Raw genomic sequence first — 12,429 nt, forward strand, 5'->3', positions numbered from 1 at the left:
GTTAATTACCTGAAATTGTATTTTCAATAAGTATATCAATCTGCTTTCTATCAGTATCATAAACGCCAGCCAAGTTACCATATTTAGGCGAATGACGATCATTTTGATAAGGGTATTGCCAGCCTGTCGTTGTTTCGACAAACATCTCTGCAAATTGATGTGAAATAGATAAACATCCCGCTAAAACCGTATCAACATAGGTTTGTGTAATAGGAAACTGCTGACAAGGCGGTAAGGCGCTATTATTGATATATACCCAAACTGGTTCTGATAATGTGAGTTGCGTATTTTCTAACAATTCAATTTGTTGTGCGGTAATTTGAATACGTTGATAGCCATGCTCTCTTTGATCAAAGTCTCTCAAACCTTTTTCATCAACTTCAATTAACACGCCATTACATACACCCTGTCCGGGCTTTACGACTAAAGGTGCGATGGGATAACTACCATCAACATTACCCCATGAACGCTGTAAACCATGTACTAATGCAGGATAAGATTTACCAGTATTACCTGTACGGTTTCGCGAGTATTTATTGATCAGGCTTCCATAGCCAAAAATATACATCCAATCACCTTTCTTTCTTTTCATTACCACAATTGAAAACATTAAAGAATCGACAGAAAGTAAACCATTTCTGTAACTCAAGTTCAAATAGCTCTAGGCTTAATGGTGAAAATCGGATTGAATCTCCCGGTTTTAATTGACTAACCAAACTAAGATCGCGCTGAGTGATGCAACCTAAAATAGGATATCCCCCCAACGTTTGTCGATCATTGAGTAAAATAATGGGCTCTCCTGCCGCTGGAAATTGAACCGCTCCCTTTGCTATAGGTTGAGAGATCAATGTCGTCTTATTTGGGAGGATCTTTTCCCCTACAAGCCGATACCCCATGCGATCACTATGTTGACTCACTTGATATTCTGACTGATAAAACTTCTGCTTTTGCTGTGGAGAAAACCACTCTGCTTGATACGATTCAATAATAGATACCGTTAACTTATCCGCATAATGAGGTATATAGCGTGCAGGTACTGCTTGAAAATGATAAACGTTATTTCCGCCATATTTAGAAAGTCGTTGCCCTTCTTTAAGTGACTGACCCGTACCATCCAAACCACCCAGGTGATTCCTAGTAACTGTCGATACACTACCTAGACTTTCTTTAACACAAAAACCACCTTCAATTGCCAAATATGCTCTTAACCCTTGACGTGCATAGCCCAACTGCAATACTTGCCCACGCAATAAGCGTACCGTTTGCCAAGGTATGATCTTTCTTCCATCAACCTTGGCTTGCATATCAGCCCCAGTGAGAGCAATAGTACAATCGGTGAGAACGTCAAAACTGACTTGTCCTAATGTGATCTCTATTTGAGCCGCATTAGGATCATTATTTAACAATAAATTCCCCCAGCAGAAAGCATGAAGATCCATTGCGCCACCTTGGCTTAAGCCATGCTCTGCAACACCATAACGACCAAGATCTTGCAACTGCATTAGCATCCCTGATTCAATGATCTCTAACGCTTCCATAACAGCCCTCCTAGATCTAAAAATTCTTGTTTGGTGATCGCAAAAAATTGCACCCGATCGCCAATTGCAAAAATAGATAACGGGTACTGATCAGCTAAAAATAAGGATTGCGGACAATTACCAATAATATGCCAACCTCCAGGGCTTTGATCGGGATATATTGCGGTTTGGTTATCGGCAATACCAACGCTTCCTGCTGGTATTTGAAGCCGAGGTGACAACAGTCTAGGCATTGCGATTTCATCATCCACTGAAGATAAAAAAGCAAATCCAGCAGTAAAACCAATCGCACCTACTTGATAGATTTTATCACTATGTCGAGTAATAACTTGTTGCTCTGTTAACTGGCTATTAGCGGCGACAGTAGCTAAATCTGGTGCAACATCTGAATGATAATAAACAGGTAATTGATGCAGTTTTGATGTTGAATGGCAAGAGCCTTTATGACTTTGCTGATGATCAGCAAACCATTGTTCGCTTGCCGCAACCAATAAAGAATAACAATTACAGTCCAGCCGAAAATGTAGCATCACTTTAGTATACGAGGGAGTAACATCGATTAATTCACGACTATATTGTGTTTTAATAAACGTCACGTAGTCAGCAATCATGGATGTTGTTTCAGCGGTAATTTGCTGCCCAAATTCCACCATCATGGCTGATTCAGTTAACCGACTAATAAGCATAATAACGTCCTATTTATTATCATTTGCTGACTTTAATAACAGGGCGATCTCTTTAATTGTCGAAATTGATTCAGGGTTATCACCATGCACACAAATGGTATCAACCTGTAATGTTAATAATTTCCCACTCAGGGTTTTCACTTTACCTTGAGCGAGTTGTAATGCTTGCGCTTTTATCAAATCAGGATGGTGATGAACTGCACCAGTTTCATGTCGTGGAACCAATAACCCTTCTGTTGTGTAAGCCCTATCTGCAAACGCTTCAAAAAGTAAAGAAACCCCCTTTTGTTCGGCTATTTGAATATATGCCTCATTATTTGCTCGTGACAGGATCATAAGAGAAAGAGGAAGTGCACGGGAAGTATTAAGTTTTGCGATAGTAGAAACAATGACTTCGAAAATTTCAGGATCTTGCATCATTTGGTTATATAACGCGCCATGAGGTTTCACATACGTAATAGTCACAGCATTCAGACGACATAAGCCATCTAGTGCCCCGACTTGGTAAGCCACACTATGACTGATTTCATCCAATGTATGAGGAATAGGTCGTCTTCCAAACCCTTCTTTATCGTTATACCCAGGGTGAGCACCTATGATGACATCATGATGTTTAGCTAAAGCAATCGTTCTTGCCATCACCGTCGGATCGGATGCATGAAAACCGCACGCAATATTCGCCATATTTATCCATGGCATCACTGATGCATCATCCCCCATATTCCAAGCACCAAAACTTTCGCCCATATCACAATTTAACTTCATCATGCTCTCCTTGCAATCATGCCAGATCACTGGCTATTAATAATTATCTTAGCCCTCCGATGCATCAGAGTATTTGTATTTAGCAAACCTGTCTTTTCCTTTGTTATTGAAATATTACATAATTATCACATAAAACACTTTTTAAAATTTGCTAATACGTGACCTTTCAGCCATTCTTGCAGCATTGTGAGTAATCGCAAAAATTTAAAGCTAAAGCTGATAATTAATCAGTAATAAAGGATGTTTATGAAGAAGTTATTTATTTTATTAGGCGCTGTAACATTACTTTCTGCATGTACACCGGAAGTGGGCAGTGAAGATTGGTGTAACCAATTAAAAGAAAAACCAAAAGGTGATTGGACAGCTAACGAAGCAACCGAATTTGCTAAAAGTTGCATCATTCGCTTCGGCACTGATAGCGATAAATAACAAAAAAGAGCCTTTTGGCTCTTTTTTATTTGATGTATTCACATTACAGACGAAAAAAAAGCTCATCTAATGATGAGCTTTCTTTATAGATGGTGCCCCGGGCCGGACTTGAACCGGCACAGCGCGAACGCCGAGGGATTTTAAATCCCTTGTGTCTACCAATTCCACCACCAGGGCACGCAATTACTTGCGATGGGTAAGACACCATCTTTAGATATCGCTTATACGCCATATCTTTTAATTTTATTTTTATTTTTATTTTTATTTTTACCTATTAGGTAAAATAAAGATGGTGCCCCGGGCCGGACTTGAACCGGCACAGCGCGAACGCCGAGGGATTTTAAATCCCTTGTGTCTACCAATTCCACCACCAGGGCACGCAATTACTTGCGATGGGTAAGACACCATCTATAGATACCGCTTATTCGCCATATCTTTTAATTTGGAGCGACACACGAGGTTCGAACTCGTGACCTCAACCTTGGCAAGGTTGCGCTCTACCAGCTGAGCTAGTGTCGCATAATATTCTCAAAAGAGAATGGAGGCGCGTCCCGGAGTCGAACCGAGGTCCACGGATTTGCAATCCGCTGCATAGCCACTCTGCCAACGCGCCATTTTTCACACCGAGAATTGAGTTGCTCTTCGGTATGGGGTGCATTCTACGTAATGTAGCTTTTGAGTCAATACTATTTTTTAAAAAACAATGCTAAGCGATTATTTTACAACCAAATTATATGATTCAGCCTGTGATTTAGTCACCATGAGATGTAAAAACATCATTGCGCTACATCATATCTCGCATTGCTGCTGCAGGGATCACAGCTTTAGAATGGTTTTGTACTTTTAACGTTAGCTCTTTTCCAAGATTAAGTGCATGACGAATGCTTTTACCGCTGATCCTTCCAGCAAGATATCCTGCAATAAACGCATTATCAGCAATATAATCAGTAGTCTGACCTATTGGTTGGATAATAGAGATCTTCATCTGAGTATCGAGGGCTTTAAGATCACTTATCGGATGGTCGCTATATTGTTTGATAACTAATTCACAACAGTTTGAGTGACTATAGCGTTCAATAATACCAAGGCTAGTGCCCCAGATTCGTTGTTCGTCTTTTATCTCAATGAAAGCAATGTCGATGTAAGGTAATAACTGACATATCCAGTATCTTGCTTGTTGTGGTGTCCACATATGAGGCCGATATCGATTATCAAAATAAACTTTGCCGCCATCTATTTTATATTTTTCTAACAATACCAATAACGTTGCTTTTGCTTCATCGGTTAATAATGCAAAGCTCACTGCACTGATATAAATAGCATGATAGTTATAGTTGCTTAATGCTATTTCAAGTGGCGATGACTCCCTTGAAAAGTAATAACGAGCAGCATTATCTTTATTCCAAAAGTGGCGATAACAATGCCCTTCTCTATCGGTCTCTATATAACAAAGATCAGGAAATTTAGTCGAAAGATACCGAACTAAACTCGTATCTATACCTTCTTGCTGCCAGCACGATAATAATGATAGCGATAATTTATCAGTCCCTACCGCTGTCGCGTAACTGACACAAATAGATCGAGACTGTCCAAGCCGAGACAAATACAAGGCTGTATTAGGAACATCTCCACCATACGTCGCATATTTAGTCGTGTTATTTATTTCAACAAGCGCTTCACCAAAGAAAACAATTCTCACACGGATACCCCACCGTCAGATATCTAAGATTATGCTTCCATTCATACTCATCGTTATGTTGTTTATTAAAGCCTAATACAAATACTACGAATATTGATAATACAATCATCTAGATTTAAAGTATTTTTAGCTCATTATATGGAATAAACACAATCTCCATTATTACTGTTATTAATAACGTTTTATCAACCCTCATCAATGAAAATAGATCACTACAGCGAAGATATTGCTGTCTCATTATTTAAAATGAAATACCTTAAATACGGGGTAATTATCTATGCTATTTTTTGTTTGCAAGATCTCATCATTATATATTTTGACTGCGACACCCAATCTACAAAGTATGATATTTATTTGTTATTACGTTGTTTAACTGAGGGATTTAATTTACATGGAAGTGTTAGACTTTATTCAAGCAATTTTATTTAGTCTTGGCGTTCTTCTTTTTGCAATGTCGGCAGGTTTTGCAGTTTCGTTTCTAACAATAAAACATGATGAGGTTGATAATGTAGTTGAAAGCAAAATTGAAGCGAGTTTTTTCTCTGGAGCATGCCTTGTCGGTAGTGGCTTTATCGCTTATCTCTTGATATAATTCAACTTTCAGAATAATTTGACCAATCTTTTACGCTTATCCCCGTGACAAGCGTTTAATTCCTCTTTCGTATGCTTTAACCTCATTTATACGTTAAACTTCATCTATCTATTACTCATCGTTTAGCTTTAATGAGCAATAGAACATTGAATAGCACAACGCCAACTAAATATTTGCCTTAAATAACGGAAGATGTAATGGAAGCGGAACAAATAGAAATTCTAAATTTTATCTCACAGTATCCGCCTTTTGATACTTTGCCAGAAGAGCAACTTCATCAACTTGCTCTTGAAATCGAAGTCGCTTATTACCGTGCGAACACCATGATATTGAATACTGGCGATAGAATTCATGATCTGTATTTAATTCGAAGTGGTGCTGTTGAAATATACCGTCGTAAAGGCGAACTCTACAACCGTCTTGATGAAGGTGACATTTTCGGTCAAATGGGCTTGTTAATGAACAACCGCGTCCGGATGCCCGCAAAAGCACTTGAAGATACTCTACTCTATTGTATTCCCAATGCTTTGTTTATTGAACTTTGTGATAAATACGATAGCTTTGCTGATTTCGTTGAAGTTGAAGACGGGGCACGTTTACGTCATGCCGTATCAAGCCAACATGATGAAAATGATCTGACGACATCAAAGCTAAGAACCTTGATCACTCGCGATGCCGTCATCATTGACCAAAATGAAACCATTCAAACAGCAGCACAAACAATGGCTGAAGAAGGCGTTTCTGCATTATTACTTAGTGACAGTAATGCTACCGATGACGATGATGATAACGATTATGTCACGGGTATTATTACCGATCGTGATTTATGTACCCGTGTATTAGCAGAAGGAATATCCACCTCAAATCCTGTTTCTTCAGTCATGACAGCAGAGCCTATTACCCTCGATCATAATGCCTATGTGTTTGAAGCGATGCTGACTATGCTGCGTTATAACATTCATCATTTGCCTGTGCTTAGAAACAAACAACCTATAGGTGTTATCAGCGTTTCTGATATTGTTCGCTATGAATCGCAAAATAGCTTACTGCTGGTTAGTAGTATTTATCAGCAACAATCTGTAGAAGAGCTCATTCAATTATCAGCACAAGTTAAAGACTGCTTTGTACGCATGGTAAATGAAGACGCTAACTCGCATATGATTGGCAGCGCAATGGCAGAAATTGGGCGTAGCTTTAAACAGCGCTTATTAGAATTAGCAGAAGAAAAGCTCGGTCCACCACCTATTCAATACTGTTTCTTAGCCTTAGGTTCTATGGCACGAGATGAACAACTCATCGTCACAGACCAAGATAATGCTATTATTCTGGACAATTCCTTCGATCACGATAAACATAATGCGTACTTTGAAGCGCTTGCGGCTTTTGTTTGTGATGGCCTTGCTGCATGTGGCTACACTTATTGCACTGGTGGCATTATGGCGACAAACCCAGAATGGCGCAAAACCCGTCATGAATGGGAGCAATGTTTTGCCGATTGGATCGATAATCCAAAACCTCAAGCGTTATTAAATAGCTCTATCTTTTTTGACCTAGGCGGTGTTTGGGGCAGATTACGTTGGGCTAAACAACTTAATGGTTTTATCGTTCGTCGTGCCCGTAACAGCCCTCGCTTTTTAGCTTGCCTTGCACGAAACGCAATCAATCGCACACCACCATTAGGTTTCTTTAAAGATTTCGTAATGGAAAAAGATGGACGCCACAATAACTCGATTAATCTAAAGCGTCGTGGTACAGCGCCATTAGCAGATTTAATTCGTGTCCATGCCCTTGCGGTAGGATCTCGTTCACAAAACTCACTAGAGCGTTTGGACGATATTATTGAAAGTGGAATTTTACCACCGGGACGGGCTCAAGATCTTCGCGATGCCATGGAATATATTTCATTAGTCCGTATTCGCCACCAAGCGTTGGATGTTGAAGAGGGACAAGAGCCTGATAATAGTATTGAGCCTGAAAATATGTCCGATTTTGAACGCCGTAATCTTAAAGATGCTTTCCAAATTTTAAGTAAAGCCCAAAACTTCGTGAAATATCGCTATCAAGCAACACGATAAGGGTAACGAAGCATGTTTAGAGAAGTATTCAAAAAAACATCATCAACCCACTTCATTCGTAATACTCCGATAGTGGATTGGCAAAAAAAGTTTGCGGAACTTGCCCATGATGCTAAAGACCAAAGAATTAAACAATATTATCAACATGGTATTTTTAGTGGTGATACCCCATTAAAAGACATTGAATTTGTTGCTTTAGATTTTGAAACAACAGGGCTTAATGCTAATAAAGATGACATTATTAGTGTCGGACTTGTACCCTTCACCATTAATCGTATTTTTTGCAAACAATCACAGCATTGGGTTGTAAAGCCAAAAGCAAAACTAGATGAAGACTCCGTCATCATTCATGGTATTACACACTCAGATGTACAAACTGCGCCAGATATACGTCGAATTTTAGAAGCGGTATTAGATTCATTAGCTGGTAAAGTCGTGGTAGTGCATTACAAAGCCATCGAACGGCAGTTTATGGATAAGGCATTAAGAGTGCGATTAAACGAAGGTATCCAATTTCCTGTTGTTGATACTTTAGCACTTGAATCACATATCCAAACCCAGCAATACAGTGGTTTTTTAGCAAGATTGAAAGGGAAAAAGCCAGGATCGGTTCGATTAGGAAAATGTAGAATTCGATATGGATTACCAGCTTACCAACCTCACCACGCGTTAACAGATGCATTAGCGACAGCTGAGCTATTACAAGCTCAAATCGCATATCACTTCACTCCCGATACGCCAATTAATCAAATTTGGGAATAAAAAAAACCGCAGTACTAACACTGCGGTTTTTTATTACCATTTTAGGCTAAATCGCCCTTGATAATTACTTGTACTTTTCTGTTCTAAAGCCAAGCATTAAGCTGACACACATCAGCAACAATATAATGGTAAACGGAAGAGCCGTTGAAATAGTACCCGCTTGAAGCGCTTGAATTGCTTGGGTACCTCCTACCCACAACAATGCAATCGCAATTAAACCTTCAATAACAGCCCAAAATACGCGTTGCGTTACTGGATTATCAACTTTACCACCTGCAGTAATACTATCGATAACCAGAGAACCTGAATCTGATGAAGTAATAAAGAATACTAAAACTAAACAAATACCAATAAAAGATAAAATAGTACCGAGTGGTAAGGCATCAAACATTTGGAACATAGCAAGTGAAACTTCAGTAATACCATTCTTACCTAATGAACCAATACCATCCATAACTTGGTGAATTGCTTGACCACCAAATACAGACATCCAAACAGTTGTAACCACAGTAGGTACAATTAAAACAGCAATTAAGAATTCACGAACTGTACGACCTTTTGAGATACGTGCAATGAATGAACCAACAAATGGTGACCATGAAATCCACCACGCCCAGTACACTACAGTCCAAGCATGTAGCCAAGCCTGATCTGTTCGACCAAATGGATTACTTAATGGAATAAAGTTTTCTACATAACCCACAATCGTTGTTGGGATCGTATGCATAGAAACTGCAAAACCAACAGCGCCTACAAAAACAAGAAGAACTAATGCTACCAGCATATTGATATTACTTAGCAGTTTAACACCAGAGTCAATGCCTTGAGCAACAGAGTAGATGGTAATGATTGTTACACCGACAATAATACCAATTTGTAACCCTAACCCACCATGTGTACCAAATATATGGTTAATACCACTTGCTGCTTGCTGAGCACCAAGCCCTAGTGATGTCGCTAAACCAAATAGTGTTGCAAGCACAGCCAGGATATCAATGATATGTCCAGCCCAGCCCCAAGTACGATCGCCAAGGATAGGATAAAACACCGAACGAATAGAAAGAGGTAGGCCTTTATTATAAGCAAAAAATGCCATTGAAAGGGCAACAACACCGTAAATAGCCCATGGGTGTAAACCCCAATGGTACATAGTTGCGCCCATTGCGACTTTAAAAGCTTCTGGCGTTTCAGGCGTCACACCTAGTGGTGTCAAACCACCAGAACCTGTGTAGTAGCCAGCTGGTTCGGCTACACTCCAGAACATTAAACCAATCCCCATACCCGCAGCAAATAGCATTGCTAACCAAGACATGGTGGAATGCTCAGCTTCTGCGTCTTTCCCCCCCAAACGGATGCGACCGTATGGAGATATTATCAATCCTAGACAGAAAACAACGAAAAAGTTACCAGCTAAGATAAACATTGAATCGAATTTATTAACAATCGCGCTCTTTACGCTATCTAATGTTGCTTTTGCTGTACCAGGATCGCTGATAAGAATTGCTGCTAAGAAGAGAACAATTAATCCTGCACTAACGCCAAATACCGCATTATGGACATCAAAGCCCCATTTTTGGACATTATCTTGTCCGATTGTATAGTCGGTATTATTAATACTATATTTATCGTGCTTACTCATTTATAAAGTCCCGTTATGATTACAGCTCAAATCATCAATACTTAGTCCTGTAAATAAAATTTGAGCCGCAATATATAACCATTTGATCATTATAACTGTCAATAGATGACTTAATCGTCTAAAAACAATTCATTTATTATAAAAAAACAACATGTACTATAAATAGAAAGTGACATCCGTAATGGAAATCAGTCGTAATTTACATTGTACTCTAACTACTTCCATCTCAAATTTAGACTATTTTTTTAACGTTGACCTATAAATGTAAAATTACAACTAATCAATCCATTTCTCTTTTTATTCATAACCTTATAACTGAATGCCCTATAAAAAAACCATCAACCGCCAAATTTATGTCACTTTAAAACCATAAAGCTTCTACTTTGTCATTAGCATAATATAACAACGAAAAAATAGGTTGATAAATACACAAAAAAAGAGAGAGGTGATGTTTTCTTTTTAGTTATTATTTATAAATAAAGAAATAATATTTTCTCAAAAAACAATTCTGTGCTTTTTTTTTATACATATCGGCAATTCAAAACAGTATCTTCAACTACACGAAATCCAAATGAATATGAGTACACCCTTTTTTACATGCAATCCCAGGTTGTTCGCTCTTTTCTGGTGGAACTAAGAATAATGTTTGTCCACATTCTTTACAGTTAACCACTTTACCTTGCATGATCTTTTTAATAATAGCTTGTTGGTCACCAAACGATTGTTTGGTCTGTTTGTTTAATTGAGAAAAATCGAGTTTCATAAGGTCTGCTCATAAATGTAATATTAATAGATATAAAAAAGGGCTTTTCAGCCCATTTTTATAATTCAAAATCATCAAACTCAGTTGCTTCAACTTGGCGCTCAAGAAAAGCGACTAAGTCGTCATGACCGCCAATATATTTATCATCTAAAATAATTTGAGGTACAGTACGAACAGTTTGTCCCGTTTTTTTCTCAATGAAATCAACCATCACTAATTTTGATAAATTTAGCCCTAAAACAAGTGTTGTATATTCGATACCACGCTCGTCAAGCAATGCTTTTGCTTTCACACAAAATGGACAATTCGGCTGAGTAATTACTAAATTGTCGTATTGCTCAAGCTGTTCGATTGTTAGATTTTTTACTTCAGTCATCGCAATGCCACTTCTTCTATAATGTAGACTGGTCAAGATAGTTGAAACTTACTTAATAGTAAAACATCTACTTCACACCCGTTTACTATCTAAGCAATATTTAATTTTAGTAGCATTGTTCACTTTCTATTCGCAATTACTCATTAATAAGCAATTAGTTAAAAACAACTTCCGACAATAAAAACATAACCACTTGTTTTATTTAAAAATAAAATAATCCTCACTGAAGAAATTGATGATAAAATTTTAACAAATTTTAACCTTTCACATGTTGAACAATGATTGAAAATAGATGATATTAATTACCTTACTACCGTCAACTGTTTCGTCAGTCCTTTTGCATTCAAACACTAACGGATAATCAAAAGCAGTAAAATTAACAATAATAAATCGCTTTTATCACGGAATTTAACTGCTCTGTCATACAGAGTTAAGGAGAGAATTGTGGCTATCATAACTACACCACAAACTTATAATAAAGGTGAGTTAACTCAGTTACTTGATATTGCACGAAATGCTATTCAAGACCATTTTTCCGATAGGCCGATAAATGCCCCTCGCCTTAATCATTACACGCGAAAGATGCAACAACATGCGGCGTGTTTTGTTACTTTAGAAGTAAATAATGTACTACAAGGCTCAATGGGTACAACCATTGCTTCGCGCCCATTAGTCATTGAAGTTCACAATAAAGCGGTAGCGAGTGCTTACGAAGATCGCCGCTTTATGCCTCTTTCGGAAGAACAACTGGATGAATTAACAATTGAAGTCGAAGTGTTATCGTCACTTGAAACGCTGGCTATTCACTCTCATCAGGCTTTGGTTGAGCACTTACAAATACCTAACAATCGCCAAGGTATTGTATTAATTGATCGCTACACGCAAACAGTAATGTTACCAAGTGCGTGGAAAAAAGGCATCACATCGGATCATTTTGTTCAGCAATTAAAGCAAAAAGCAGGTTGGTCACCTACCTATTGGTCACCTAATATGATTGTTAAAACCTTTACAACTAGCGCACTTAAAGAAAAATACGCAAAAATTTGTAGTAAATATTTCTAATCATCACAGCAAGCAGCAGTCATCGCTGCTTGCTTATTTAAAC

General features: G+C 38.2%; 13 protein-coding genes and 4 tRNA genes. 5 read left to right on the forward strand and 12 right to left on the reverse strand.

The window, feature by feature from the left end:
* Position 1 precedes the first annotated feature (1 nt).
* The 4 genes from CTN01_RS02605 to CTN01_RS02620 are packed head-to-tail and all read right to left on the reverse strand — an operon-like array spanning position 2 to position 2,989.
* Positions 2 to 568, reverse strand: a complete 567-nt coding sequence (locus CTN01_RS02605) for a gamma-glutamylcyclotransferase family protein (RefSeq protein WP_045084387.1) — start codon at positions 566 to 568, stop codon at positions 2 to 4.
* Between the two features lie 4 nt (positions 569 to 572).
* Complete coding sequence (locus CTN01_RS02610) at positions 573 to 1,538, reverse strand: 5-oxoprolinase subunit C family protein (RefSeq protein WP_045150190.1); 966 nt, start codon at positions 1,536 to 1,538, stop codon at positions 573 to 575.
* A complete protein-coding gene (gene pxpB / locus CTN01_RS02615; protein ID WP_045150191.1) occupies positions 1,526 to 2,224 on the reverse strand; it encodes a 5-oxoprolinase subunit PxpB in 699 nt (232 codons plus the stop codon). Before pxpB ends, CTN01_RS02610 begins: the two co-directional genes overlap by 13 nt.
* A 9-nt stretch (positions 2,225 to 2,233) precedes the next feature.
* Positions 2,234 to 2,989 (reverse strand): 5-oxoprolinase subunit PxpA, encoded by a 756-nt coding sequence (locus CTN01_RS02620; RefSeq protein WP_045150192.1) that lies wholly within the window; start codon positions 2,987 to 2,989, stop codon positions 2,234 to 2,236.
* A gap of 246 nt (positions 2,990 to 3,235) precedes the next feature.
* On the opposite strand from CTN01_RS02620, the gene CTN01_RS02625 reads away from it, so the two are divergent.
* The gene (locus CTN01_RS02625) at positions 3,236 to 3,418 is read left to right on the forward strand and encodes a DUF3012 domain-containing protein (protein WP_005368573.1); all 183 of its coding nucleotides are present in this window, start codon (positions 3,236 to 3,238) and stop codon (positions 3,416 to 3,418) included.
* A gap of 90 nt (positions 3,419 to 3,508) precedes the next feature.
* Here the strand turns inward: CTN01_RS02625 and CTN01_RS02630 are convergent.
* The 5 genes from CTN01_RS02630 to CTN01_RS02650 all read right to left on the reverse strand — a co-directional run bounded on the left by CTN01_RS02630 (position 3,509) and on the right by CTN01_RS02650 (position 5,117).
* Positions 3,509 to 3,595 (reverse strand) — tRNA-Leu (locus CTN01_RS02630).
* Between the two features lie 113 nt (positions 3,596 to 3,708).
* A tRNA-Leu gene (locus tag CTN01_RS02635) sits at positions 3,709 to 3,795 on the reverse strand.
* A gap of 66 nt (positions 3,796 to 3,861) precedes the next feature.
* Positions 3,862 to 3,937, reverse strand: a tRNA-Gly gene (locus CTN01_RS02640).
* A 20-nt stretch (positions 3,938 to 3,957) separates the two neighbouring features.
* Positions 3,958 to 4,031, reverse strand: a tRNA-Cys gene (locus CTN01_RS02645).
* A gap of 171 nt (positions 4,032 to 4,202) precedes the next feature.
* Positions 4,203 to 5,117 carry a PfkB family carbohydrate kinase gene (locus CTN01_RS02650; RefSeq protein WP_005368575.1) on the reverse strand — a complete coding sequence of 305 codons (915 nt, stop codon included), beginning with the start codon at positions 5,115 to 5,117 and terminating at the stop codon, positions 4,203 to 4,205.
* A gap of 391 nt (positions 5,118 to 5,508) precedes the next feature.
* Here CTN01_RS02650 and CTN01_RS02655 point away from each other — a divergent pair, with 391 nt between their 5' ends.
* The 3 genes from CTN01_RS02655 to CTN01_RS02665 all read left to right on the forward strand — a co-directional run bounded on the left by CTN01_RS02655 (position 5,509) and on the right by CTN01_RS02665 (position 8,546).
* Positions 5,509 to 5,709, forward strand: coding sequence for a hypothetical protein (locus CTN01_RS02655; RefSeq protein ID WP_045184845.1), 201 nt, complete (start codon positions 5,509 to 5,511; stop codon positions 5,707 to 5,709).
* Positions 5,710 to 5,906: 197 nt separating this feature from the next.
* Complete coding sequence (locus CTN01_RS02660) at positions 5,907 to 7,784, forward strand: DUF294 nucleotidyltransferase-like domain-containing protein (protein ID WP_045149480.1); 1,878 nt, start codon at positions 5,907 to 5,909, stop codon at positions 7,782 to 7,784.
* Positions 7,785 to 7,796: 12 nt separating this feature from the next.
* The gene (locus tag CTN01_RS02665; protein ID WP_045127883.1) at positions 7,797 to 8,546 is read left to right on the forward strand and encodes a 3'-5' exonuclease; all 750 of its coding nucleotides are present in this window, start codon (positions 7,797 to 7,799) and stop codon (positions 8,544 to 8,546) included.
* A 64-nt stretch (positions 8,547 to 8,610) separates the two neighbouring features.
* Here CTN01_RS02665 and CTN01_RS02670 read toward each other — a convergent pair whose 3' ends face one another.
* From CTN01_RS02670 to CTN01_RS02680, 3 genes are all read right to left on the reverse strand, one after another.
* Positions 8,611 to 10,185, reverse strand: a complete 1,575-nt coding sequence (locus CTN01_RS02670; RefSeq protein ID WP_045149482.1) for a BCCT family transporter — start codon at positions 10,183 to 10,185, stop codon at positions 8,611 to 8,613.
* Positions 10,186 to 10,741: 556 nt separating this feature from the next.
* Complete coding sequence (locus CTN01_RS02675; RefSeq protein ID WP_045149483.1) at positions 10,742 to 10,948, reverse strand: hypothetical protein; 207 nt, start codon at positions 10,946 to 10,948, stop codon at positions 10,742 to 10,744.
* 58 nt (positions 10,949 to 11,006) lie between these two features.
* The gene (locus CTN01_RS02680; RefSeq protein WP_005368589.1) at positions 11,007 to 11,324 is read right to left on the reverse strand and encodes a glutaredoxin domain-containing protein; all 318 of its coding nucleotides are present in this window, start codon (positions 11,322 to 11,324) and stop codon (positions 11,007 to 11,009) included.
* A 444-nt stretch (positions 11,325 to 11,768) separates the two neighbouring features.
* Here CTN01_RS02680 and amrA point away from each other — a divergent pair, with 444 nt between their 5' ends.
* Entirely contained in the window at positions 11,769 to 12,386 is a 618-nt protein-coding gene (amrA, locus tag CTN01_RS02685) for an AmmeMemoRadiSam system protein A (protein WP_045149485.1), read from the forward strand.
* Positions 12,387 to 12,429 lie beyond the last annotated feature (43 nt).

It is taken from the genome of Photobacterium angustum (assembly GCF_003026365.1).
GTDB lineage: Bacteria > Pseudomonadota > Gammaproteobacteria > Enterobacterales > Vibrionaceae > Photobacterium > Photobacterium angustum.